Genomic DNA, 23,657 nt, shown 5'->3' with positions numbered 1-23,657 from the left:
GGGCCTACTTGTTCAGGGCGGCCCAGAACTCGTCGAAGCTCAGCAGGCCGTCGCCGTTGGCGTCCTTGGCGGCGAGCACGGCGTCCGCGACCGCGCCGGTGACGTACGCGTCGCCCATCGCCTTCATGGCCGCGCTGTACTCGTCGGCCGTGACGAAGCCGTCACCGTTCACGTCGAACTTGTTGAACGTCGCCCGTGCGCTCTCGATGTCCGCCACTGGGTCCACCCCTTCTCGGTGCTTGTTGACCGGCTCAGGGTAGCGGCCCCCGGAGCCGGCCTCCGCTCCGGGTCCCGTTCGGGCGGCAGATAGATATTCAATTACTCTTCCGTAAGGCGGAAGCGATAATTCCGGCCAACAAATCCAGCCTGGACTTGTCACGCTCCGGCACCACCGCATAACGTACCGGCATTGCCGCCACACCAGGAGCGCAGGGCTCCCAGGGACAAGCGGCAACAAGGGCGATCACACAGGTGACGATCACAGCTGATGCATCATTCGAAGTTCTGCCCTTCACCCGCACCTGCCGCCATATCTGGGAAGACGGCGACCATGTGCTCATCGGAGTGAGTCCTGGCAACAGCTACTTCAGCTCCGAGCGCATCACCCGTCTTGCCCAGTGGGCCACGACCCGCTTCGCGCAGGTCGACTTCGTCTACGCAGACCTCCACGTGGACCGGATGTTCGCCGCTTTCGGCTACACCCCGGAGCACGCGGAGAAGCGCGCCACGAAGGAGATAAAGGCAGTCCGGCGGCGGATCCTGAAAGGTGTGGAAGAATCAGGACCGCCTCAGGGAGAAATCCGTGTGAGGGCACTTTCGGAGTTCCAGGAGAACCCCGTCTACCAACTACTGCACCGGCGCGTGCTGCATTTTCTGGAGACCGACGACGAATTCCGCAAGGGCTGCGAGAAGATGGCCTTGCACTTTGTCGGCTCCAAGTTGCCGGAAGGTGAATCCATCACAGACGAGCAGTTGCAGGTCTGTTTCGATTACATGGCGGCCGAGCTGCCGTTCTTCGTGGACACCCCGAGCATTCTCGACGTGCCGTCCTCGGTGGCGGCCTACCACGTCAAGATGCCGCTGACGGACGTCCTCTTCGCGCGCGGCGGAGGCCTGCGCGCCACCCGCAATCAGGCGTACGCCGTCGTCCGCCCCGAGGCGGCCGGGACCGCGCAGGAGCACACGGCGCCCGGGAGCGACCCGAACCACGTACCAACCGAAAGGAACGTCGATGAGCGTCGAGCAGCTTGAGGGCCAGGAGACCCAGGAGCAGCCGCTCCTCGACTTCCCGCTCTCTCGGCGCGGTGACGTCCTCCCGGAGGAGTGCGCGTGGCTCCGCGAAAAGGCCCCGGTGGCCAAGGTGCGCACCCTCACCGGAGACCCGGCCTGGCTGGTGAGCAGTTACGCCCTGGCCAAGCAGGTGCTGGAGGACGAACGGTTCAGCCTCAAGGACACGGCGAACGCCGGAGTCCCGCGCCAGTACGCGCTGACGATCCCGCCCGAGGTCGTCAACAACATGGGCAACATCAACAGCGCGGGCCTGCGCAATGCCGTGATGAAGGCGCTCAACCCGCGCCAGAAGGGGCTCCAGGACTGGCTGCGCGCCAAGGCGGGCGAGCTGATCGACCAGATGGTGGCCGAGGGCGGTCCGGCCGACCTCCGGGCGGGGTTCGCCGACCCCTTCTCAGCGGCGCTGCACTGTCAGGTCCTCGGCGTCCCCTTCGAGGACTGGCGCCGGCTGATGTCGGGTCTGGACGTCGCGTTCATGACCGCACGCGAGCCGTTCGCCGACTCGGCCCTCAACTGGTACAAGGACGTGGGCTACTTCGTCGAGCAGCTGAACGTCCAGCTGGCCCTGCCCGCCGAGGAGCGTACGGGGCTCCTCGGCAAGTTCGCCGGCCTGAAGGAGGCGGACCCGGAGTCGGCGCACCTGACCGACGACATGTTCGCGACGGTGGCCGTCTCGCTCTTCGGCGCGGGCGCGGTCTCCACCTCCGCGTTCCTGGTCCTCGCGGTCCTGGCGCTGCTCCAGAAGCCCGAGCTCATCCGGTACCTGCGCGAGCACCCGGAGCGCATGGGCAAGGCGGTCGACGAGCTGCTGCGCTGGAACCTGTCCGTGGGCGACGGCCTGCCGCGCATCGCGCTGGCGGACGTCCAGGTCGGCGACGTCCTGGTGAAGGAGGGTGAGCTCGTCCTCGTCCTGCTGGAGGGGGCCAACTTCGACCCGGAGGCCTTCGAGAACCCGGACGAGCTGGATCTGGAGCGCGAGAGCTCCCACGCCAACCTCGCCTTCGGCGCGGGCCGGCACTTCTGCCCGGCGTCCGCCCTGGGCCGGGCGCACGCCGAGATCGCGCTGGAGGTGCTGGTCGAGCAGCTGGCCGGGCTGCGGCTCGCGGTACCCGCCGAGAACCTCGTCTGGCGCACCGGCTTCATCAAGCGCCTGCCGGAGCGGCTTCCGGTGGCCTGGTAGTCCGCAGGCGCACACATACCGGCGGTGTCCCGGGAGCTGTGCGAGCTCCCGGGGCACCGTCCTCTCCGCGCGGCCGTGTCCGCGCGGCCCGGTCCGTATGGCCGGCACACATACCGGCGGTGTCCCGGGAGCTGTGCGAGCTCCCGGGGCACCGTCCTGTCCGCGTGGCCGGCGCGGCCTCCCCGCGCGGCCTGTCCGCACGGCCCCGTCCGTGCCGCCTACCGGAAGATGCCGGTGTGTCCGAGCGAGTAGCGGCCGGGCTGGGGGTACACGGCGAGCCCGTGCGGTCCGCTGCCCACCGGGATCCGGGCGAGCTGCTTGCCCGTGACGGTGTCGATCGCGTAGACCTCGGAGTTGTAGCGGCCCGACAGCCAGAGCACCTTGCCGTCGGCGGAGACGCCGCCCATGTCGGGGCTGCCGCCGTCGGGCAGCTCCCACTTCTTGGTGAGCTTGTTCCGCGGGAAGTCGAAGACGGAGATGCTGCCCTCGCCCCGGTTGGAGACGTACATCTCCTTGGAGTCGCGGCTCACGTACAGCCCGTGGCAGCCCTTTCCGGTGGGCAGCAGCTTCGGCGTCTCGAACGCGTCACCGCTGAGCACCCACATGCCGTCCGCCATCATGTCCGCGACGTAGAAGGTCTTTCCGTCCGGTGAGACCTTGACGTCCTGCGGCATCGCGCCCTCGAACGGCAGTTTCTGCTGTCCGATGACCTCCATCTTCTCGGTGTCGACCTTGAGGAGTTCACCGGAGAACTCGCAACTCACGATGAAGTAGCGGCCGTCGGCGGAGAAGTCCGCGTGATTGACGCCGAAGCAGCTCACCGGGACGGACTTCACCCGGTCCATCGTGTGCGGATCGCGGAAGACCAGCTCTTTGTCCATCGAGGCCATGACGACCGCGTACTTGCCGTTCGGCGTGAAGTACAGGTTGTACGGGTCGTGCACCTCGACGGGTTCTCCGGCCTCGCCGGTGGCCGGGTTGATCGGGGTGAGCGTGTGGCCGCGGTTGTTGTTGACCCACAGGGTCTTCATGTCCCAGGAGGGGACCACGTGCTGGGGCTGGACGCCGACCGGGATGGTGTCGATGACCTTGTACGTCGCCGGGTCGATGACGGACACCGTGTTGGAGCTGGTGTTCGGCACGTAGACGCGGGAGGGGAAGTCCTTGACCACCGGGGACAGCTGGTTCGGCCGGTCCGCCGCGTACACGTCCTTCGGATCGAGGAGCGGTGGCATCCCGGCGAGGCCCGGCGGGACGGCCTTGACGGGTTTGGCCGGGCCCTTCGTGCCGAGCGCCTCGGCGGGTCCCTTGTCGGCCGATCCGCAGCCGGCCAGGGCGGCGAGGACCAGACCGGCCAGCAGCACGGCGGCCTTCCGGGGAAGGCGGGTGGTCTTCATGGCGTCAGCAGCTCCGTGGTGGTCACCGCGCGCAGTTTGCGGCGCGCGAGTTCTTCGAGGAGGGGTGGCATCGCGTCGACCGTGTCCGCGTAGCCGAAGTGCAGGCTCACCACCGATCCGGCGTGGATCGTCCCGGTGACGGTGCGGATGACGGCCGCGGCGCCGGGCGAGGTGAAGTCGAGGGAGTCCACGTCGTACGAGAGGACGTGGGGGTAACCGGCCCGCTGGGCCAGCTCCTGGACGAGCGGGGTGGCGTACTGGGTCTGGGAGGGCCGGAACCAGGTGCCGATGGAGCCGGTCAGCCGCTTGAGCCGCTGGGCGCAGCCCGTGATCTCGGCGTACGCCTCCGCCTCGGGCAGGCTGTTGATCGCGAGGTGGTGCTGGGTGTGGTTGCCGAGCTCGTGGCCGCCGTCGAGGATCCGGCGGGCCATGTCCGGGTGGGCGTCGAGCCAGCTGCCGATCGCCAGTACGGTGACCCGCGCGCCCGCCTTCTCGGCCTCGGCCAGCACCGCCCGGGCGATGGCGGGTTCCCCGTTGCCGTGGAAGGTGAGGGCGACCCGGGGGCGGTCGCGCGGACCGTGGCCGATCTCGACGGGCTGTCCGGCGAACCGGCGCGGGAGGGCCCCGGCCTCCTGGGCGGGGCGGACCGGTCTGGCCGGGCCCGGGGGCGGGGTGGGCGTCGTGGCGGGGCGGCCCGATCCGCAGGCGGCGGTGAGGCCCGCCGCGGCGGCACCGGTCGCCCAGATACCGGCCGCGCGCAGGACCGCGCGGCGGCCTGAATGTGAGAGCACCTGCCCATTTAAGGGGTGGAAGGCCCGGAAGGTAATGATTGACCCAATTCAGGACGTTCGCCGAAGGGGGCCGACAGGGTGACCCATCCGCTATGTGATCAACGATTTACGCAGAGCGGTTGATAGTTATTCATGGATTGCGAGGCGCGTGGCCCACCTCACCTAGGATTTAGCTAGAAACTCTCACTATTTGCACACTTATGTCCGAGTAGGGACTTTTGGCGTTCGGGCCCACGTCTGCCATAGTCGGAACCACGGCTTCCCCATTGACCCGAGCGAAGTCGCCACGCCGAGGATCACACCCCAATCGATCCTCGGCGCACCCATGAAGCCCCCTCACCGCCCACCACGGCGACCAGGGGGCTTCAGGCGTTCTGGCGGTCGGCTACGCGCATCTCGAACCATGTGATCTTTCCGCGGGGCAGCAGGTCGGCCCCCCAGCGGTCGGAGAGTTTGTCGACGAGGAAGAGGCCACGGCCGGTGACGTCCAGCTCGTGGACCGGCATGAGACAGGGCAGTCCGCGCGAGGGGTCGCGCACCTCCACCCGGATCCAGCCGCGCCGCCGCTTCATGTGTAAGCCGAAGGTGCGGGCCCCGGTGTGCCGGACCGCGTTGCCGACGAGCTCCGAGACGAGCAGGACGGCGTGCTCGGCGATCTGCGGGGAGAGGCCCCAGAGCCGGACCACCACGCACTGGGTCAGCCGGCGCGCGGTGCCGGCCGATTCGGGCATGGACGGCAGGGTCACTTCCCCCTCGGCCGGGTTCCCGTACAACTCCAGCGCTTTGAGGCCCTGTTCATCCTCGACCGCCGCCGTGAGCCGTACGGCCGAAGCGCTGCTGCGCTGCCGCGGCTGTTCCACACCCTCCAGGCCCGCCATGCACCCATCATGGACGGCCGCCCCGCCCCTCCGGGCCTTTCCACAGGAAAACACCCCCCGGATCCGAAGGGCCCGAGGGGGTGCCTTGTCATATGCGCGAGGCAACGGGGAGGCAAGGAAGGCACCCTGACCTGCCGTGACGCAGCGCACGACGGTGATCACAGTGAGTGGATCACCGAACTCGCTTAAGTCCCCCTTAAGGCCTGGCTAAACCACCCACAGGGAGGACCCGTACGACTGCGCCCTGTACGACTGCGCCTTAGGCGGCTGCGCCTTATACGAACTTGGCCTTGCCCGGGCCCTCCTCGACGAAGCTGCGCATCCCGCGCTCGCGGTCCTCGGTGGCGAACAGACCCGCGAACCAGTTGCGTTCGATGGTGAGCCCGGTGTCGATGTCGGCCTCCAGGCCCGCGTCCACGCACTCCTTGGCGGCGCGCAGCGCGATCGCCGGTCCCTGGGCCAGCTTGGCGGCCCAGGCGTGCGCCTGCTCGTACACCTCGGCGGCGGGGACCACCCGGTCGACCAGGCCCAGGGTGAGCGCCTCCTCGGCCTTGACCATGCGCCCGGTGAAGATGAGGTCCTTGGCCTTGGACGGGCCGATCAGCCGGGACAGCCGCTGGGTGCCGCCCGCGCCCGGGATCAGGCCGAGCAGGATCTCGGGCTGGCCGAGCTTCGCGTTGTCGGCGGCGATCCGATAGTCGGCGCACAGCGCGAGCTCGCAACCGCCGCCCAGCGCGTAGCCGGTGACGGCCGCGACGACGGGCTTGGGGATGCGGGCCACTGCGGTGAAGGCGTCCTGCAGGGCGCGGGACCGGGCGATCATCGCCGCGTGGTCCATCGCCTGCATCTCCTTGATGTCCGCGCCGGCCGCGAACACCTTCTCGCCGCCGTAGAGGATGACCGCGCGGACGTCGGCCCGGTCGGTCGCCTCCACCGCGAGCTCGCGCAGCCGGTCCTGGGTGGCGATGTCCAGGGCGTTCATGGGCGGCCGGTCCAGGCGGATGGTGCCGACGCCTTCGGAGACTTCGAGAGAGATGGTCATACGAGGAAGGTTAGCGGCGGTTAACGGAAGGTGGCCCGGTGCTGTGTGTCACAGCACCGGGCCACCGGGAACTACGGACGGCGGACTACTTGATCCACTCCGCCCAGTCCATGTTCCAGCCGTTCAGGCCGTTGTCCGGGGCGATCTGCTTGTCCTTGGAGTTCTTGACGATGACCACGTCGCCGATCAGCGACTCGTTGAAGAACCAGGCGGCGGGCTGGTTGCCGTCGCCGGCGCCGCGGACGTCCTTCAGGCCGACACATCCGTGGCTCACGTTCTCCGAGCCGAACGTGCCGGAGGAGGCCCAGTAGTTGCCGTGGACGAAGGTGCCCGAGTTCGACAGCCGCATCGCGTGCGGGACGTCGGAGATGTCGTACTCGCCGCCGAAGCCGACGGTCGCCCCGTTCATCCGGGTCACCTTGTACTTCTCGCTGATGACCATCTGCCCGTTGTACGTGGTCGTCGACGGGGCGCCCGCGGTGATCGGGACGTTCTTGAGCACCTGGCCGTCGCGGACGACCTGCATGGTGTGCTCGCTCGCGTCGACCGTGGAGACCTGGGAACGGCCGACGGTGAAGGTGACCGTACGGGTCTGCTTGCCGTAGACGCCGGGGCGGCCTTCGACTCCGTCGAGGGCGAGCTTCACGGTGACCTTCGTGCCCGCGGCCCAGTACTTCTCGGGGCGGAAGTCGAGACGGTCGTTGCCGAACCAGTGGCCCTCGACCTGTACGGCCGGCTCGGCCGTCACGGTGATGGCCTTCTCGACGGCCTCCGGGTTGGTGATCCCGCGGCTGAAGTTGATCGAGACCGGCATGCCCACGCCGACGGTGGCACCGTCCTCGGGCGTGTAGTGGCCGACGAAGGTGTTCGTCGGGGTCAGCGTGGTGAAGGTGGTGTCCTTGGCGGACTCCCGGCCGGCCTCGTCCTTGGCGATCGCGTGCACCTTGTACTCGGTGGCGGAGGCCAGGTGGCGGGCCGGCTCCCAGCTCGCGCCGTCGTCGGCCAGCTTGCCGTCGACCGCGTTGCCCTTGGTGTCGGCGACGGTCACCGTGGTGAGCTTGCCGCCGGTGGTGGTTATCTTTAGGACGCCGCTGGTCGCGACCTCCTTGGCGCCGTCGTCGGGCTTGACGTTCACCACGGCCTTGGACGCCTCGGTGCCGGTCTTGCCGCCGCCCCCCGCGTTGTCTCCACCGCTGCCGCTGCTGTTGCCTCCGCCGCCACTGCACGCGGTGGTCAGCAGCAGGGCCGCCCCCAGCAGAAGGGCCGGCAGGCCGGTGCGGGCGCGGCCGCGTATCGGCTGCAGGTTCACTCGTGTTCTCCCCATGTCCCCCGCGCGCGGGCAGTCGCGCGCTTGTCGACAGGAAATCACATGGGGAGAACACGAAAAGCCACGGTCTTGTCACTGTTCCGTCCCAACTGTCGGGGAACGGACGGTGACGGCGTCGCAGGTCAGTCGTCGGTTCCGGGCTTCGTGCCCCAGACGTAGACGGCGTCGCCCTCGTCCAGCAGGTTCCAGAGGCGTTCGGCGTCGGCGACGGTGAGGTTGACGCAGCCGGCGGAGCCGCCGTGGGCGTAGAGGTAGCCGGTGCGGCCGTGCAGGGCCTGGCCCCCGTCGAAGAACTGGGAGTACGGCATGGGGGAGTCGGCGTACAGCGTGGACTTGTGGTCCTTGCTGCGCCAGTACACCTCGTGCCAGCCGGGCCGGGTCTCCTGGGTGTCACGGCCGGTGCGGACGGGCACGACCGGAAAGACGACCCGGCTGCCCTGCTGCACCCACAGCAGCTGCCGGTCCATGTCCACGCACGTCACGCGGTACGAGCGGACGGGGCAGTCGCCCGCGGCGTTGGGGTCCGGGCGGGCGGCCACGACGAGCATCGTGCGGTAGGTGGCGACGCCCGGGTAGCCGTCCGCGGGGATGACGCCGTTCTTCCGCTGGAAGGCGCGGACGGCGAGGCAGTCCGCCGAGGACTGCACCCCGTCGACGGGCCGCCCGATGTGCTCCTCCAACTCCCGCTGGTAGGGGCCGGTGCCCGCCGCGCACGCGGTCTCCGGCTCCGCCGCCGCCGGGGACGGGTTCAGTCCCGCCAGTACGAGCAGGGCGCCGAGCACGGCCGCCCGGACACCACCCCGGGGGCTCGTCGCCTGACCTGTAGTCATCCCGGCCTCCTCGGGCCCGCCAGCCGGACCCTCGCAGCCCAGCTAACCCGCGGGGCGGGCGTACGGCCCGTGCTGCTCCGCCGAGGGGGTGAGCAGGCCACTCCACCGGCGCATCCGGCGGGCGTCCTCGTCCGAGTCCTTGATGGGGACGCCGGCGTACGGGTCACGCTCGTTCTCGAGGGTGACCACCCGCCGGCCGCCGGTCTCGTCGTCCAGGCTCAGCGGGCCGGTCACCGGGGTCTCCGGCAGCACGTACCCCTCGGGGACGTCCGTCTCGAGCAGGTAGTACTCGCCTTCGGGCAGCCCGTCGAAGTCGCAGACGCCCTTCTGGTCGGTGGCGCAGCCGGGCCTGACCCGCTGGTCGGCGTTGATGCCCCGGGTCTGGAGCCTCTCGGTGCTGTTGGTCTCCTTCCAGAGCTCGAACACCGCACCGCCCAGCCGCGACCCGGTCTTGGCGTCCTCCTTCAGGATCCGGATGCGGCCGCTGTACTCCGCGCCCTGCTTGCGGTGCGCGACGTTGAGGACGATTCCCGCCTTGGCGTCGGTCTCGGCCACGGTGAAGGCGGTGACCGGGTCCTCGGGGGTCCCGTACCCGGCGGGGACGACGGTCTCCCGCCAGTAGTACGTCTCGCCGGCCGGCAGCTCCACCGTGCAGGTCCCCTTGGCGTCGGTCACGCAGGCGCCTTCGTGCTTCTCGTCGGCGGCCGGTCCGGTGGTCTGGAGCCCCTGCTGGTCGTTTACCTCCCGCCACAGCTCGAAGGCGGCCCCGGTCAGGGGCGCTCCGGTGTCCAGGTCCGTGTTCCGCAGCACCACCTGGGCGCTGACGACGGGCCCGTCCACGTCCGCGGAACGGGCCGGGCCCGCCGCGGCGAGCACCGCCGCCACGGCGAGGCCGAGCGGCCACACCCTTGCTGTCCTGGCTGCCATGACACTCCGTCCGTCGCCTGGGGCTGTCGCCCCTGACAGGCTGGGGGATCGTCGTACGGGAGTGCGGGAGGACACTCGACCGCTACGGCATTCCGGTCATACCGATCACCCTCCCGTGGCCACGGGAGGGTGCGGGACGGTGGTGGTGATCGGCGTACCCGGCGGCTCTCAGGCGATGGCGGAGCCGGCGACCCAGTCGGCCCAGGACATGTTCCAGCCGCCCAGGCCGTTGTTCGGGGCCACCGTCTTGTCCTGCGAGTTCACCACCTCCACGACGTCCCCGACCAGGGTCCGGTCGAAGAACCAGCCGGCCGGGGTGTCCGAGCCGCCGCCCTTGTCGTCGCGCAGGCCCACGCAGCCGTGGCTCATGTTGCTGCTGCCGAAGGTGTCGGGGCTGAGCCAGTAGTTGCCGTGCAGGAAGGTCCCCGAGGAGGTGAGCCGCATGGCGTGCGGGACGTCGGGGATGTCGTACTCGCCGCCGAACCCGACGGTCTGGCCGTTCATCCGGGTGACGTCGAACATCTCCATCACCACCATCTTCCCGTTGTACGTGGTGGTCTTGGGCGCTCCGGCGCTGATCGGCACGGTCGACAGCAGCTCCCCGTCCCGTCGGACCTCCATGGTGTGCGCGGCCGCGTCCACGGTGGAGATCTGGGAGCGGCCCACGGTGAAGGTGACCGTCTTGTCCTGGATGCCGTAGGAGCCGGGCGCGCCTTCGATGTCACGCAGCTTCAGCCTCACGGTGACCTTGGTGCCCGCCTTCCAGTACTGCTTGGGCCGGAAGTCGAGCCGCTCCTTGCCGAACCAGTGGCCGACGACCTGCACGGCCGGGTCGGAGGTGACGATGATGGCCCGCTCCACCTCGGCCCGGTGTTCGATGGGCCGGTTGAAGTTGAAGGAGAGGATCATGCCGGTGCCCACGGTGGAGCGGTTCTCGGGCTTGAAGTAGCCGATGAACCGCTCTTCGGGGACGTAGGTGGTGAAGGTGGTGTGCCGGGCCTGGCGGCGGTCGTGCCCGTCGAGGGCGACGGCGTCCACGGTGTACTTGGCCGCGAGCGAGAGCCGGGCGGCCTCGGGGTCGGGGCTCCAGCTGAGCCCGTCGTCGGCGATGGTGCCGGGGACCTGCTCCTCCTGCGCGTCCTCCACCTTGGTGACGACGACCCGCTCCAGCCGGCCCTCGGGCACGGTGATGCTCAGCCGTCCGTCGGCGGGGACCCCCTTGGCGTTGTCGTCGGGGGTGATCCGGATGGCCTCGTCCGGCGAACGGGGTTTGCCCGGCAGTTCGATCTCGACCGGGGACCGGCCGCCCTGGGTACATGCGGTCAGGCCGCCGAGGAGGCCCGCCCATGCCGCCACGGCGGCCAAGCCCGCCCCTGCCCGCCTCGTCAGAAGTGTCACGATCCCTCCAACGACCGGGCCCCTCCGGGGGAAACGTGAGCGGGACGCACGTTCCGGGCGGATCAGTCCGGGCAGAACAGTGGGAAGGACCAGACGGGGACGGGCCCGGGCCGGGACGCCGGGGCCGCACTCCCCTCCCCCGCAGGTACCCAGGAGCCGTGGAGGCGGGCAGTGTCGAGCGCAGCCGAGCAGGAAGAGGCGGTGGAAGCCGTCGGGAACGCGGTGGACGCGGTGGATGCCGTTGATGCCGTTGATGCCGTTGATGCCGTTGATGCCGTGAACGCGGTGCGCGGCGGCCTCGCCGCGCCCGCGCCGCGGGTGGACGATCCGCCGAGCGGGCGGCCGAACGGCCAGGTCAGGGGGCAGGTGTTACGGGCACCGGCGCGCCCGGGGCCACCCGTGTGGCCCGGGTCCTCGCATCCCCTGGGTGCCCGGTTCCGCCAGGGCGGCGACGGGACCGGCGGGACGGCGGGCACGAACTTTGCCCTGTGGGCGCAGGGCGCGGAGGCGGTGGAGGTGTGCCTGTTCGATGCGGGCGGGGCCGAGACCCGCTGCGCCCTGACGGAGCTCACGCACGAGATCTGGCACGGCTTCGTGCCGGGCGTGCGCCCCGGGCAGCGGTACGGGTTCCGGGTGCACGGGCGCTGGGACCCCTGGACGGGCGCCCGGCACAACCCGGCGAAGCTGCTCCTGGACCCGTACGCCCGGGCCGTGGACGGTGACTTCAGCCTGCCACCGGAGGTGTACGGGCACGTGCGGGACTGGCCGCAGCAGTACATCGCCGACACCGTGCGCGACGACCGGGACTCGGCGCCGTTCGTCCCCAAGGGGGTCGTGGTCCACGATGACGACGACTGGTCGGACGACGTCCGGCCGAAGACGCCCTGGGCCGATTCGGTGATCTACGAGCTGCACGTGCGCGGCTTCACGATGCGCCATCCGGGGGTTCCCGAGGAGCTGCGCGGCACGTACGCGGGCCTCGCCCATCCGGCGGCCGTCGATCACCTGGCGAAGCTGGGCGTGACGGCGGTCGAGCTGCTGCCGGTGCACCAGTTCGCGCACGAGGACCACCTGCTGCGCAAGGGGCTGCGCAACTACTGGGGCTACAACTCGGTCGGCTACTTCGCCCCGCACGCGGGGTACTCGTCGAGCGGTACGGCCGGCCAGCAGGTCGGCGAGTTCAAGCGCATGGTCAAGGCCCTGCACGCGGCCGGGATCGAGGTCATCCTCGATGTGGTCTACAACCACACGGCGGAGGCCGGGGAGCTCGGTCCGACCCTGTCACTGCGCGGGATCGACAACCGCGGCTACTACCGGCTCCAGTCCGACCAGCGTCGGTACGCCGACTACACGGGCTGCGGGAACACCCTGCACGCGGGACGCCCGCACGTGCTGCGGCTGATCACGGACTCGCTGCGCTACTGGGTCACGGAGATGGGGGTGGACGGCTTCCGCTTCGACCTGGCGGCGGCGCTGGCCCGCTCGATGCACGACGTGGACATGCTGTCGCCGTTCCTGGCGGTGATCGCCCAGGATCCGGTGCTGCGGCGGGTCAAGCTGATCGCGGAGCCCTGGGACGTGGGTTCGGGCGGCTATCAGGTGGGGGCGTTCCCGCCGCTGTGGACGGAGTGGAACGACCGGTACCGCGATGCCGTACGGGATTTCTGGCGGGGCGCGCTGCCCGACGTACGGGACCTCGGCTACCGGCTGTCGGGGTCGAGCGACCTCTACGCGTGGGGCGGGCGGCGGCCGTACGCCTCGGTGAACTTCGTGACCGCGCACGACGGCTTCACCCTGCGGGACCTCGTGAGTTACGAGCGCAAGCACAACGAGTCGAACGGGGAGGCCGGCCGGGACGGGACCAATGACAACCGGTCGTGGAACTGCGGCGCGGAGGGCGAGACGGACGATGCCCAGATCGCCGCGCTGCGCCGCAGGCAGCTGCGCAACCTCCTCACCACCCTGCTGCTGTCGACGGGGGTGCCGATGCTCGTCGCGGGGGACGAGTTCGGGCGCACCCAGGGCGGCAACAACAACGCGTACTGCCAGGACAACGAGACGGGGTGGGTGGACTGGTCGCTGCTGGAGGACCCGGCGTGGCGGGAGCTGTTCGCGCTGACGGCGCGGCTGATCTCGCTGCGGCACTCCCATCCGGTGCTGCGGCGGCGGGCGTTCTTCTCGGGCCGGCCGCAGGGGGCGGACGGGCTGCGGGACCTGGCCTGGTTCACGCCGGCGGGTGCGGAGATGACGGAGCGGGACTGGTACGCGCCGGGCGCCGCGCTCGGGATGTACCTGTCGGGGCGTGACATCCCGGGCCGGGACGCGCGGGGCCGCCAGGTGACGGACGACAGCTTCCTGGCCCTGCTGCACACCGGGGACCGGCCGGTGCCGTGGGTGGTGCCGGGGGCGCCGTGGGCCGAGGGCTACGAGCTCGTCCTGGACACCTCGCGCGAGGACCAGTCCGCGGCCCCGCTCACCCGCCACCGCGGCGGCGAGACCGTGACGGTCCCGGCCCGGTCGGTCCTGCTGCTCAGGGTGACCGGGTGAACCGGGCCGGCGTCAGCGGGATTCGACCTGGATGAGCATCCGCTTGAGGAGGGCGGAGAGCGCGGCACGCTCGGCCTCGTCGAGGGGTTCGACCATCTCGGCCTCGGCGATGCCGCGCCAGCGCGTGGCGTCGGTCCAGCGCCGGTGGCCCTCCTCGGTGAGTTCCACGTCGACCCGGCGGCGGTCGGCGGCGGAGCGCAGCCGGCGGATCAGGCCGGACTTCTCCAGGGTGTCGAGGCGGCCGGTCATCCCGGCCGGGGAGAGCAGCAGTTCGGCGGCGAGTTCGGCGGAGGCGGCGCGCCAGGGTGCTCCGCGGGAGGCGAGCCGGTGCAAGGTCTCGAACTCGAAGGCCTGGAGCCCGGTCTCGGCGAGCGCCCGCTCCTTGCTGTGGGACAGGTGCTTGGCCAGGAGCTGGATCCGGGTGATGACTGCCTCGGTGGGAACGTCGAAGGGCAGTTTGCCGGTCCATCGGGCGATGTGCCGGTCGACGGAGTCCTCGGACGGCGTTTCCGGGGCCGTGCCCGTCTCTGTGCCCCTGTCCGAAGTACCCATGCCCGAATTATGGCCCGCCGCCGGCCCTTCACCGAGTCCTTGCCGGTCCGACCCCGGGAGTTATTTCGTTGACGAATGATGCGCCGACCGCACTGACCGCCGCCGCGCAGGTGTCCGCACTGCTGCTTCCGGATGTCCGCAAACGCCCGGAGCCGACCTACTCGTTCGCCCTGCGATGATGTGTTCGACATCGTCACTGAGGGGGCCGTGCATGGGCAGAGTCGGAACCGCGCTGCGGGAGCTGCGCGGAGCGCAGAAGTCGGCGAAGGGGGTGTCGCTCTACTCGCGGTTCGTCAACCGTCCCGCCGGGCGCTACCTGGCCGCCGGATCGTACGCGCTCGGGCTCACCCCGAACCAGGTGACGCTGGTCAGCGCCGCCTTCAGCTTCGCCGCCGCGGCCGCGGTCGCGCTGACCGCGCCCTCCTGGGGGCTCGGGATCGCCGTCTGGGCCGCGCTGGCCGTCGGGTTCGCCTTCGACTCCGCCGACGGGCAGCTGGCCCGGCTGCGCGGGGGCGGCAGCGCCGCGGGCGAGTGGCTCGACCACGTCGTGGACTGCGCCAAACTCACCGCGCTGCACTCCTGCGTGCTGATCGCCTTCTACCGCTTCCCCGACGCGTACGGGATCGGAGGGGGCGGAACGGGCGGCGACGGCTGGCTGCTCGTGCCGCTCGGCTTCCAGTTCGCCGCGGTCGTGACCTTCTTCGGCGGGCTGCTGACCGAGAAGCTCAAGCCCAGGCCGGCTCCGGGGAGCCCCGCCGCCGCACCCTCGACCGTACGCGCGGTGGCGCTGCTGCCCGTGGACTACGGGGTGTTCTGCCTGGTGTTCCTGCTGCTCGGCGGCGGAGGGCTGTTCCGATGGGCGTACGCGGGCCTCGGCGCGGTCGCCGGGCTGTTCCTGCTGGCGTTCCTCGCCAAGTGGTACCGGGAGCTCAGCGCCGTTCCGCGGTGAGCGGGTCCGCGAGGGGTTCGGCGAGGGCGTCCAGCGCCCGGCGCAGCTGGGTGCTGGAGGTGTGGACGGTGTAGGGGAAGTACACGACGTCGACGCCGTGGGCGGCGAAGTCCTTCTCCAGCTTGTCGCCCTTGGGGGTGCCCCGCCAGTCGTCGCCCTTGAAGATGACGTCGAAGCGGACCTGCTTCCAGGTCTCCACCTTGTCCGGGACCGTCTCGACGAAGGCGGCGTCCACGTACTTCACACTGCGGACGATCTCCAGCCGCTCGACGAGCGGGATCATCGGGCGGCGCCCCTTGGCGAGTTCGGCCATCTCGTCGGAGACGACCCCGGCCACCAGGTAGTCACACTGGCTCCGGGCGTGCCGAAGGATGTTGAGATGCCCGATATGGAAGAGATCGTAGGCACCCGGCGCATATCCGACTCGGTACGGCCTGCGTGTGGGCGCGCCACGTTCGGACATGTCCCGCTCCGTCATCTCTTACCCCCCAGCGGCCACACCCCCCGGTGTAGCGGATTAGCAGACAATAGCGTGCACGTTCCGCACCGTGCGGGTGAACGAATAGGGTGACGTGCGCATCATCCAGGGGAGAAGGGGACGTTCAGTGTCGAGATCCGGTCACCGGCGCATGCTGCTGGTTTCCACCAATTACGCTCCCGAGCACGCGGGGATTGGGCCGTACGCCACCCAGATCGCGGAGCACTGGGCAAATCTCGGCCACGAGACCCACGTCCTCGCCGGCATGCCGCACTACCCGGCGTGGTCGCTGGAGCCGGAGTACCAGGGGGCGCTCCGGCGCACGGAGCAGCGCGCGGGGGTCACCGTACACCGGCGTGCGCACACCGTGCCGCAGGAGCAGACCGCCGTGAAGCGAGCCCTTTTCGAAGGATCGATTCTGCTGCACGGCGCCGTGGCTCCGCCCAAGATGCCCAAGCCGGACGCGGTCCTCGCCCAGATGCCCAGCCTGGCCGGCGGGGTGCTGGCCGCCCGGCTCGCGGCGCGGTGGAAGGTCCCGTACGTCCCGGTGGTCCAGGACCTGATGGGCGCCGCCGCCGCGCAGAGCGGGATCAGCGGCGGCGACAAGGCGGCCGCGGTCGCCGGCCGCGCCGAGGCGTACGCCCTGAAGCGGGCCACCCTCGTCGGCGTCATCCACGAGACCTTCGTGGACCGGGTCGTCGGCATGGGCGTGGACCCCGGCAGGATCCGCCTCGTCCCCAACTGGTCCCACGTGGCGGTGCCCACCAAGCCGCGCGGCGAGACGCGCCGCCACCTGGGCTGGGCCCCCGACCAGACCGTCGTCCTGCACTCCGGGAACATGGGCCTCAAGCAGGGGCTGGAGGTCCTCGTGGGCGCCGCCCGGCTGGACCCGAGCGTCCGCTTCGTCCTCATGGGCGACGGCAGCCAGCGCTCGGCCCTCGCCGAGCTCGCCGCCGACGTCCCGAATCTGGACATCATCCCCCCTGCCGCTGACGGCGAGTTCCCCGATATCCTCGCGGCGGCGGACGTACTCGCCGTCACACAGCACGCCGCCGTGCTGGACATGAGCGTTCCGTCGAAGCTCACCTCCTATTTCCAGGCGGGCCGGCCCGTCGTCGCCTCCGTGGCGGCGGAAGGCGGAACCGCTCAGGAGGTGGAGCGTTCGGGGGCGGGGGTGCTCGTACAGCCGGAGGACCCCGAGGCGCTGTTGAAGGCCGTACGGGCCCTGGCCGAGGACCCGGAAGGCGCGGACGCACTGGGAGCGGCCGGACCCCGCCACGTGGCGGCCCACCTGAGCCGTGAAGCGGGCCTGGCCCGCATCGACGCACTGATAGACGAAGCACTTGGGGGTCCCCGGCCGTGATCGAGACGAACCGCCCTGCAGCGGCACCGGCCGAGGACGAACCGGACCTCCTCCGGGATCAGTTCCGCCAGCTCCTGCGCTACCGCCGGCTCCTCGGCGCGGGCATCGGGGTCGGCCTGCTGGGCGGCGTCTACCTCGGCATCTCCACGGCCGACACCTATGTCGCGACGGCCGACGTCGTCCTGCGCGCGCCCACCGACGACCCGTTCAACCCGAGCCTCGCCCCCGACAAGGCGATCAACATCGGCTCGGAGCGCCAGGTCGCGCTCAGCTCCTCCATAGCCAACGAGGCCGCGAAGAAGCTCGGCGTGTCCGCGTCCGGCTTCGCCGAGCTGCGCAGCGGCCTCCAGGTGACCAACCCGCCGCAGACGATGGTGCTCCGCTTCACGTACACCGCGTCCTCCCCCAAGGAGGCCGCCAAGCGGGCCAACGCGATGACCGAGGCGTACCTGCTCAAGCGGCAGGAAGCCCTCGACGCCACCCGCGACAAGATGGTCAAGGGGTACAAGGAGCAGCGCGATCCGATCGCCAAGCAGCTCGACGAGCTCACCAAGGAGATCGCCCGGATGCCCGCCGGCGCCGGGCGCGACGCGGCCAGCTCCGCCAAGACCGACCTGCAGAGCGAGGTCGGCGGCTACAACACCAAAATCACCAAGCTCGAAGCCCTCGACATGACCCCGGGCCGGGTCACCAGCGCCGCGACCGCGCCCACCGCGACCGACGGGCCCGGCATCGTCATGTCGCTCGCGCTCGGCGCGGCCGTGGGCCTCGCACTCGGCCTGCTGGCCGCCTGGGTCCGGCTGGTCTTCGACCCGGCGCCGCGGTCCGAGGGCGATGTGGCACGGGCCCTGCGCGCTCCCGTGCTGGGCTACCTGCCCCGGGACAAGACGGGCGGCGGGCCGCTGCTCGCCGCCGGCGAGGCCGATCCCCGGCTCGCCGAGGAGTACCGCTCGGTGGCCTTCCGGCTCGCCTACGACTCCCGCTTCGCCGACCGGCGCCGACTGCTCGTCGTCGCCCCGCGCGGCAGCAGCGAGACCGCCGCCGCGGTCGCCGTGAACCTCGCCGCCTCCTTCGCGGAGACCGGCAAGGACGTCCTGCTCATCGAGGCCGACCTGCGCACGCCGGTACTGGCCAGCCAGCTGCCGACGGACGCCGGCGGCCGGCCCCGGTGGAGCCGGACCCCGGGCAGCCCGACCGCCGGCGGACGCCACGCCGACTCCGAGTGGCCCGACGGCCGCCAGCTCGTCGTCGACGCCGGGGAGTCCGGCTCGTTCGACCTGATTCCCGGCGAACGGGCGCGCAACGTCCCGCGCGCGCTGACCTCCGCCCGCGCCACCCAGCTGATCTCCGAGGCCGACTCCCCCAACTCCACCGTGGTCGTGCTCGCGCCGCCCGTGCTCTCGTACGCCGACGCCCTCGCCCTCGTCGACCGTGTCGACGGCGTCCTGGTCGTCTGCAACCCGCGCGCCGTCCACCGCACCGACCTGTCCCGGATCCGGGAGCTGATCAGCGGCGCCGGCGGCACGGTGCTCGGTGCGGTGCTGCACGCGCCGCTGCCCGGCGAGAAGCGCGGCCGGGGCAAGGACAAGATCGTCCCGGCCTCCACGGGGCCGGCCGCCGGCTCCGGAACGTCCGGGAAGGCCGCTCCGCAGCCCCAGCCGATCCCGTACGAAGTGGCCGAGCCCGAGCAGCACATCCCCGGTGACGGCACGGACACCGTCGCGCTGCGCACCGTGCGCATGGGCCGCAGATGAGCCGACGCGGCCTCGCGGCGGTCGCGTCGGTCCTGGACCAGGCCGCCTCCAGTGCCACGAACATCCTGGTGCTGGTGCTGGCCGCCCGGCTGTCCACGGAGGCCGGCTTCGCCGACTTCTCGATGGTGTACGTGACCTTCACCGTGCTCCTCGGACTGAACATGGCCTACGTGGGCCAGAGCGTCGTCCTGGAGAAGGGCGAACGGCTGGGCGCGGTGTGCCGGTCGGCCGTGGGCTTCACGGGGGCCGCCTCAGCGGTGGTCGGGGCGGTACTGGCGACCGTGGGCCTGGCCCTGTCCGGTGCCACGGGGCGGGCGTTCCTCGCGCTGGGCCTCGTACTGCCGCTGGTGCTCCTGCAGGACGGGCTGCGGTACTGCTTCTCGGCGCTGCGGGCCCCCGAGCGGGCGCTGGCCGCCGACGCGCTGCGGCTGGTGTGCGTGGTCGCGGCGCTGGCCCTCCAGCCGTCCGGGGCTTCCGCAGGGCGGCTCGTGCTGGTGTGGGGGATCTCCGCGCTGCCGGCGCTGGGCCTGGGGCTGTGGCTGCTGCGGCCGTACGTGCGCGGGGCGCGGGCCGATCTGCGGCCGTACGTGCGGCGCGGGCACCTGGGGCAGCGGTTCGTGGTCGAGTTCGCGGTGGGCAACGGCTCCAGCCAGCTCGCCGTACTGGGCCTCGGCGTCTTCGCGACGCCGCTGGCCGTCGGTGCGCTGCGGGGTGCGACGACCCTGTTCGGGCCGCTGAACGTGCTGTTCAACTCGGCGAACTCCTTCGGGCCGCCGGTGCTGTCGCGGCTCGGTGGCAAGCGGGCCACGGTCCGGGCGACGGGCCTGCTGGCGGTGGTGCTGGCGCTGCTCGGCGCCGGGTGGGGGGCGGTGCTGTACGCGCTTCCCGACCGGGTGGGCCGTCAGCTGCTGGGCGACACCTGGGCCTCGGCGTCCGGGCTGCTGCCGGCGACGGGGGCCCAGTACGCGGTGATGGGGCTGGGCACCTGCGCGCTGCTCACCCTGCGGGTGCTGGCCCCCAAGGCCACGCTGTCGTTGCAGGTGGTCTTCTCCCTGCTGTCGGTGGTGTTCCTGCTGGCCGGTTACGCGGCGTACGGGGTGGCGGGCGCGGCCTGGGGCCTGGCGGCCGGCTCTGCCGCCAAGGCCGCCGCGAGCTGGCTCCGCGTCTCCCGCCTCCCGGCCCCGACCCCGGCCCCGCACCCGACCCCGGCCTGATCCGCTGCGCGGGGCCTCCCCTGGCTCCGCCCGGACCCGCGCCTCAATCGCCGGCGAGGCTGGGTTCGGCTGCCCCGCCGAGTTCGGGTGGGGGTCCAGACACGGCGCTCCGCGCCCGCGCCTCAAACGCCGGCGAGGCTGAAATTTCTCTGCGGGCAACCCATCCCGCCCGACGGCGGCGCGGGGTCAGGGGCGGAGCCCCGGCAGCGGCGCCGCACCCGGGCCGGCCGGTCCCGCGGAGCCCAGGGGCGCCGCCGCAGCCCTCAGCGCAGCGTGGTGGCCTTGTCCGTGCGGTAGGTCGCGACCAGCGCCAGGCACAGGGCCGCGATCGCCACGCGCCCCGACGCCTGGAGGAGCGGGCCGCGCAGCAGGATGAAGGAGTAGCCAGCGACCAGCGGGACGACCACCGAGATCAGGCTCCCCGGCGGCGCCCTCCGCGTCGCGCGCTTCGCGTAGCGCCGGTCCACACGGGCCGAGGCGTACCCCATGGCCAGCAGCCCGGCGCCCATGCCCAGCGGACCGAAGTCGATCCACAGCTCCGCCCAGATCGGGGAGGAGAGGTTGGTGTTGACCGTGCCCATCCACTGGCCGACCATCACGCCCGTGTCCCGCGGCTTGCCCGGCCACACCGACCGCGGCACCGCGAAGAAGACGGATCCGGCCAGCTGGCGGCCGTAGAAGTGCCCGGGACCGGAGTTCGAGAAGGTGATGGTGTTCGCGAACATGCCGATCTGGTCGTAGTCCTTGAGCGCCATCGGCTCCAGGAAGGACGTCGTCTCGACCGGCCTGTAGTTCTTCTCGTCGTACCGGAAGCGGTCCGCGAACGGGAACACGAGGAGGGCGATGACCACGGCCATCGACAGCGCCACCCGGTACATCGCCGCGCTGACCGGGAAGACCGTGAAGAGCATCGCGAACATGACCGTCAGGAACCAGTAGCGCGGGTTCGAGATCGGGTTGTTGACCACCAGGTTCAGCACGGCGAGCGCCGACCAGGTGACGATGATCGAGACCTTGCGGCGGGCGAACTTCGAGGTGATCAGCCAGCGCGTGTAGAGCAGCAGCGACAGCAGCGCCGGTACGGTGCCGAAGCCGCGCAGCAGTGCCTGCCCGGCCTGGCCGTCGCCGTTGGAGACGCCCGCCTCCTGGATGCCCGCGATGATCTCCTGGCGGCTGGAGAAGAAGACCGCCGGACCGCCGAGTTTCATCACGAAGGCGGCGCTGCACACGAAGGACAGGACCGTGAGCAGCTGGAGCCGCCGCCTGTGGGTCATGACGGGGCGCGACTCCTTCTGGGAGCCGCCCGCCCGGCCGGCCGGCCGGTGACGGGCCAGCAGGACGCCCACGTCGAAGGCGGTGCAGCCGAGGAGCACCAGGCCGATGGCGACGGTGAGGTCCGAGCGGGGCCCGACGACGGGGGTCGGGACCTGGCCGAGGACGGCCTGCGCGAGGGGGGCCACCCCCATGGCCATGTAGACGAAGAGCCAGAAGGAGCCCTGGAGCAGCTTGCGGCGGCTGGTCAGCACCATCGCGGAGAGGCGGGCGCCCGCGTACATGGTGAGCAGCAGCTGGAGCCAGAACGCCGCGTCGCGCTGGCCCGCGCCGGACTGGACGGCGACGAGGAGCGGCAGGAAGACGGTGAAGCCGAGGGCGAGCGGGACGGACAGCGCGCGGGAGAGCAGGGTCCGCGGGGTGGTGACCCTGCCCCACAGGGTCTCGTCCTCCAGGGGGTGCGGCGCCGCCGCTGCGGAGGGCTTGCGTATGTCCGTTGCCACTGCCGCCCCCACCCCATGTGCCTGGTCCGGGCGCAGTCTAGTCTGAGCGGGCGGCGCCCGGGGAGGCGCCGGGGGTCCCCCCGACGACGTCAGGGGGAGGGTGGATGATCGGGGCTTCCGTTGCGTGACCTTCCTGCCTTCACTCTGGCCGGATACGACAAGGGGCGCGGGCTGCTGACGCAGGCGCTCTGGTTCGCCGTGATGAACACGCTGTTCATGAGCTGGTTCTGTCCGGCGCGGCTGCGGGTCGCGCTGCTGCGCGCCTTCGGCGCGAAGATCGGCGAGGGCGTGCTGATCCGGCACAGGGTGCGGGTGCTGTGGCCGTGGAAGCTGACCGTCGGGGACCACACGTGGATCGGCGAGGGCGCCTGGCTGCTGAACCTGGAGCCGGTGACGATCGGTTCGCACGTGTGCCTCTCGCAGGAGGCGATGCTGTGCACCGGCTCGCACGACCACCGGGCCGCCGGCTTCCGCTACCGCAACGCCCCGATCACGGTCGAGGACGGCGCGTGGGTGGCGGTACGGGCGACCGTGCTGGCCGGGGTGACCGTGAGCCGCTGCGCGGTCGCGGGCGCGGGAGCCGTCGTACACAAGGACCTGCCGGAGCTGACCCTGCAGACCCAGGACGGGCGGCGCCGCCCGGTGGAGGAGCCGAAGTGAAAGTCCTGCACGCCGTCACGCTGCACTCCCCCTCGCACGCCTTCGGCGGGCCGGTACGGGTCGCGCTGAACCTGGCGAAAGGGCTGCGGGCCCGGGGCCACGACGCGCGGCTGCTGGCGCTGGGCGAGGACTTCGAGGAATGGCCCACGTCCGTGGAGGGCGTGCCGGCGAAGCTGTTCCCGGCCCGCAGACTGCTCCCCCTCGGTTTCAGCGGGATGACCTCGCCGGCGCTGCTGGCGACGGCCGGCCGCCTGGTCCGGGAAGCAGATGTCGTCCACGTCCACCTGGCCCGGGACCTGGTGACCCTGCCGGTGGCCCTGGCGGCGCTGCGGGCCGGCAGACCCCTCGTCCTGCAGACCCACGGGATGGTGGACCCGAGCGAGAAGCTGCTTGCCAAGGTGCTGGACGCGGTGGCGGTACGCCGGCTGCTGCGCGGCGCGGACACGGTGCTCCACCTGACCCCGCACGAACGGCAGGGCCTGGACGCGGTGGTGGGGGCGCCGCCCCTGGCGAACGCGGTCCGCCTGGTCAACGGCACCCCGGCGCAGGAGGCACGCCCCGCCCTGTCGGGGCCGCCGCGCGTCCTGTACTCGGCGCGCCTGCAGGCCCGTAAGCGGCCGGTGGACTTCGTGGACGCGGCCCCGGCGGTCCTCGCGGCGCACCCGGACGCGCACTTCGTGGTCGCGGGCCCGGACGAGGGTGAGGCGGCAGCCGTCCGTGCGCGCGTCACGGCCCTGGGCCTCTCGTCCCGCTTCACCGTGCCGGGAGCCCTGTCCAGCGAGGACGTCCTGGCGGAGCTGCGCCGGGCCCACGTCTACGTACTTCCCTCCGTGGACGAGCCGTTCCCGATGTCGGTCCTGGAAGCCCTCGCGGTGGGCGTCCCGCCGGTGGTGACCCACTCCAACGGCCTGGCCCGTGACATCACCGCGGCGGGCGCGGGGCACGCGGTCGACCCGGGCCCGGCGGGCGTCTCGGCGGCGGTCCTGGCCCTGCTGGACCCGGCGGCGAACGCGGCGGCCTCCCGGGCGGCGCGCACACTGGCCGCGGAGTCCTTCTCGATGGACGCCGTCCTGGACACCCTGCTCCCGGTGTACGAGGCGGCACTCCGGAAGTAGGGCCTCACCGGCCGGCGTACTAGGGAGTGTCGTCGAAGTAGCGTCGGCCGCCCGGAGGGCGGGGCTGGCGGGGCCTGGTGCGTGCGATCGCAGGCGGAGGAGGGAATCGACGCGGTGGGGGCACCTCCCAGCGGTAGCTGGGGGACGTCGGTGACCGACGACAACGCGGCGAGCGTGCGTGCCAGGCCCC

At 71.4% G+C, this 23,657-nt stretch carries 21 protein-coding genes; 9 read left to right on the top strand and 12 right to left on the bottom strand.

Going from position 1 to position 23,657, the window contains the following annotated elements; genetic code table 11:
• Positions 1–4: 4 nt before the first annotated feature.
• Positions 5–217 carry an EF-hand domain-containing protein gene (locus tag AB0D48_RS32345; protein WP_362405074.1) on the bottom strand — a complete coding sequence of 71 codons (213 nt, stop codon included), beginning with the start codon at positions 215–217 and terminating at the stop codon, positions 5–7.
• 254 nt (positions 218–471) lie between these two features.
• Here AB0D48_RS32345 and AB0D48_RS32340 point away from each other — a divergent pair, with 254 nt between their 5' ends.
• On the top strand, positions 472–1,251 hold the full coding sequence (locus tag AB0D48_RS32340; RefSeq protein WP_362405071.1) for a tRNA-dependent cyclodipeptide synthase: 780 nt from the start codon (positions 472–474) through the stop codon (positions 1,249–1,251).
• Entirely contained in the window at positions 1,232–2,470 is a 1,239-nt protein-coding gene (locus AB0D48_RS32335) for a cytochrome P450 (protein ID WP_362405068.1), read from the top strand. Before AB0D48_RS32340 ends, AB0D48_RS32335 begins: the two co-directional genes overlap by 20 nt.
• A gap of 218 nt (positions 2,471–2,688) precedes the next feature.
• Here AB0D48_RS32335 and AB0D48_RS32330 read toward each other — a convergent pair whose 3' ends face one another.
• The 8 genes from AB0D48_RS32330 to AB0D48_RS32295 all read right to left on the bottom strand — a co-directional run bounded on the left by AB0D48_RS32330 (position 2,689) and on the right by AB0D48_RS32295 (position 11,060).
• Positions 2,689–3,867: a YncE family protein gene (locus AB0D48_RS32330; protein ID WP_362405065.1), complete on the bottom strand. Its 1,179-nt coding sequence runs from the start codon at positions 3,865–3,867 to the stop codon at positions 2,689–2,691.
• Positions 3,864–4,658 carry a polysaccharide deacetylase family protein gene (locus tag AB0D48_RS32325; RefSeq protein WP_362405062.1) on the bottom strand — a complete coding sequence of 265 codons (795 nt, stop codon included), beginning with the start codon at positions 4,656–4,658 and terminating at the stop codon, positions 3,864–3,866. Before AB0D48_RS32325 ends, AB0D48_RS32330 begins: the two co-directional genes overlap by 4 nt.
• A gap of 365 nt (positions 4,659–5,023) precedes the next feature.
• Positions 5,024–5,536, bottom strand: a complete 513-nt coding sequence (locus tag AB0D48_RS32320; RefSeq protein ID WP_362405059.1) for an ATP-binding protein — start codon at positions 5,534–5,536, stop codon at positions 5,024–5,026.
• Between the two features lie 274 nt (positions 5,537–5,810).
• On the bottom strand, positions 5,811–6,578 hold the full coding sequence (locus AB0D48_RS32315) for an enoyl-CoA hydratase-related protein (RefSeq protein WP_362405056.1): 768 nt from the start codon (positions 6,576–6,578) through the stop codon (positions 5,811–5,813).
• Between the two features lie 85 nt (positions 6,579–6,663).
• Positions 6,664–7,881, bottom strand: coding sequence for an Ig-like domain-containing protein (locus AB0D48_RS32310; protein WP_362405149.1), 1,218 nt, complete (start codon positions 7,879–7,881; stop codon positions 6,664–6,666).
• Between the two features lie 146 nt (positions 7,882–8,027).
• A complete protein-coding gene (locus AB0D48_RS32305; protein WP_362405053.1) occupies positions 8,028–8,735 on the bottom strand; it encodes a L,D-transpeptidase family protein in 708 nt (235 codons plus the stop codon).
• 42 nt (positions 8,736–8,777) lie between these two features.
• Entirely contained in the window at positions 8,778–9,662 is an 885-nt protein-coding gene (locus tag AB0D48_RS32300; protein ID WP_362405050.1) for a SpaA isopeptide-forming pilin-related protein, read from the bottom strand.
• A 168-nt stretch (positions 9,663–9,830) separates the two neighbouring features.
• Positions 9,831–11,060: an Ig-like domain-containing protein gene (locus AB0D48_RS32295; RefSeq protein ID WP_362405047.1), complete on the bottom strand. Its 1,230-nt coding sequence runs from the start codon at positions 11,058–11,060 to the stop codon at positions 9,831–9,833.
• A 366-nt stretch (positions 11,061–11,426) separates the two neighbouring features.
• Between AB0D48_RS32295 and glgX the strand changes: the two genes are divergently transcribed.
• Positions 11,427–13,607 carry a glycogen debranching protein GlgX gene (gene glgX, locus AB0D48_RS32290; protein ID WP_362405146.1) on the top strand — a complete coding sequence of 727 codons (2,181 nt, stop codon included), beginning with the start codon at positions 11,427–11,429 and terminating at the stop codon, positions 13,605–13,607.
• Positions 13,608–13,619: 12 nt separating this feature from the next.
• Here the strand turns inward: glgX and AB0D48_RS32285 are convergent, their stop codons facing one another.
• A complete protein-coding gene (locus tag AB0D48_RS32285) occupies positions 13,620–14,159 on the bottom strand; it encodes a MarR family transcriptional regulator (protein WP_362405044.1) in 540 nt (179 codons plus the stop codon).
• Between the two features lie 211 nt (positions 14,160–14,370).
• Here AB0D48_RS32285 and AB0D48_RS32280 point away from each other — a divergent pair, with 211 nt between their 5' ends.
• A complete protein-coding gene (locus AB0D48_RS32280) occupies positions 14,371–15,108 on the top strand; it encodes a CDP-alcohol phosphatidyltransferase family protein (RefSeq protein WP_362405041.1) in 738 nt (245 codons plus the stop codon).
• Here the strand turns inward: AB0D48_RS32280 and AB0D48_RS32275 are convergent.
• Positions 15,089–15,571, bottom strand: a complete 483-nt coding sequence (locus AB0D48_RS32275) for an adenylyltransferase/cytidyltransferase family protein (protein WP_362405038.1) — start codon at positions 15,569–15,571, stop codon at positions 15,089–15,091. The two genes, AB0D48_RS32280 and AB0D48_RS32275, sit on opposite strands and share 20 nt — an antisense overlap.
• Positions 15,572–15,737: 166 nt before the next feature.
• Between AB0D48_RS32275 and AB0D48_RS32270 the strand changes: the two genes are divergently transcribed.
• From AB0D48_RS32270 to AB0D48_RS32260, 3 genes are read left to right on the top strand one after another with little or no spacing between them, the layout of a single operon-like run.
• Positions 15,738–16,949: a glycosyltransferase family 4 protein gene (locus AB0D48_RS32270; protein ID WP_362405142.1), complete on the top strand. Its 1,212-nt coding sequence runs from the start codon at positions 15,738–15,740 to the stop codon at positions 16,947–16,949.
• The gene (locus AB0D48_RS32265) at positions 16,946–18,703 is read left to right on the top strand and encodes a lipopolysaccharide biosynthesis protein (protein WP_362405035.1); all 1,758 of its coding nucleotides are present in this window, start codon (positions 16,946–16,948) and stop codon (positions 18,701–18,703) included. Before AB0D48_RS32270 ends, AB0D48_RS32265 begins: the two co-directional genes overlap by 4 nt.
• The gene (locus tag AB0D48_RS32260; protein ID WP_362405033.1) at positions 18,700–19,917 is read left to right on the top strand and encodes a hypothetical protein; all 1,218 of its coding nucleotides are present in this window, start codon (positions 18,700–18,702) and stop codon (positions 19,915–19,917) included. Before AB0D48_RS32265 ends, AB0D48_RS32260 begins: the two co-directional genes overlap by 4 nt.
• 263 nt (positions 19,918–20,180) lie before the next feature.
• On the opposite strand, the gene AB0D48_RS32255 is transcribed toward AB0D48_RS32260, so the two are convergent.
• A complete protein-coding gene (locus AB0D48_RS32255; protein WP_362405139.1) occupies positions 20,181–21,644 on the bottom strand; it encodes a hypothetical protein in 1,464 nt (487 codons plus the stop codon).
• A gap of 168 nt (positions 21,645–21,812) precedes the next feature.
• Here AB0D48_RS32255 and AB0D48_RS32250 point away from each other — a divergent pair, with 168 nt between their 5' ends.
• Together AB0D48_RS32250 and AB0D48_RS32245 are read left to right on the top strand one after the other, a co-directional pair.
• Positions 21,813–22,352, top strand: coding sequence for a WcaF family extracellular polysaccharide biosynthesis acetyltransferase (locus AB0D48_RS32250; protein WP_362405030.1), 540 nt, complete (start codon positions 21,813–21,815; stop codon positions 22,350–22,352).
• The gene (locus AB0D48_RS32245; RefSeq protein ID WP_362405027.1) at positions 22,349–23,467 is read left to right on the top strand and encodes a glycosyltransferase; all 1,119 of its coding nucleotides are present in this window, start codon (positions 22,349–22,351) and stop codon (positions 23,465–23,467) included. The genes AB0D48_RS32250 and AB0D48_RS32245 overlap by 4 nt, the downstream gene beginning before the upstream one ends.
• Positions 23,468–23,657 lie beyond the last annotated feature (190 nt).

It is taken from the genome of Streptomyces sp. NPDC048269 (genome assembly GCF_040652395.1).
GTDB lineage: Bacteria > Actinomycetota > Actinomycetes > Streptomycetales > Streptomycetaceae > Streptomyces.
Note: the sequence above shows the minus strand (reverse complement) of the source record. Positions and strands in the feature narration are given on the sequence as shown.

Bases quoted from the DNA above. Each gene is read 5' to 3' on its own strand.
- AB0D48_RS32335 (WP_362405068.1), top strand. From the start codon at position 1,232: ATGAGCGTCGAGCAGCTTGAGGGCCAGGAGACCCAGGAGCAGCCGCTC.
- AB0D48_RS32330 (WP_362405065.1), bottom strand. From the start codon at position 3,867: ATGAAGACCACCCGCCTTCCCCGGAAGGCCGCCGTGCTGCTGGCCGGT.
- AB0D48_RS32320 (WP_362405059.1), bottom strand. From the start codon at position 5,536: ATGGCGGGCCTGGAGGGTGTGGAACAGCCGCGGCAGCGCAGCAGCGCT.
- AB0D48_RS32315 (WP_362405056.1), bottom strand. From the start codon at position 6,578: ATGACCATCTCTCTCGAAGTCTCCGAAGGCGTCGGCACCATCCGCCTG.
- AB0D48_RS32305 (WP_362405053.1), bottom strand. From the start codon at position 8,735: ATGACTACAGGTCAGGCGACGAGCCCCCGGGGTGGTGTCCGGGCGGCC.
- AB0D48_RS32300 (WP_362405050.1), bottom strand. From the start codon at position 9,662: ATGGCAGCCAGGACAGCAAGGGTGTGGCCGCTCGGCCTCGCCGTGGCG.
- AB0D48_RS32285 (WP_362405044.1), bottom strand. From the start codon at position 14,159: ATGGGTACTTCGGACAGGGGCACAGAGACGGGCACGGCCCCGGAAACG.
- AB0D48_RS32280 (WP_362405041.1), top strand. From the start codon at position 14,371: ATGGGCAGAGTCGGAACCGCGCTGCGGGAGCTGCGCGGAGCGCAGAAG.
- AB0D48_RS32275 (WP_362405038.1), bottom strand. From the start codon at position 15,571: ATGTCCGAACGTGGCGCGCCCACACGCAGGCCGTACCGAGTCGGATAT.
- AB0D48_RS32270 (WP_362405142.1), top strand. From the start codon at position 15,738: ATGCTGCTGGTTTCCACCAATTACGCTCCCGAGCACGCGGGGATTGGG.
- AB0D48_RS32260 (WP_362405033.1), top strand. From the start codon at position 18,700: ATGAGCCGACGCGGCCTCGCGGCGGTCGCGTCGGTCCTGGACCAGGCC.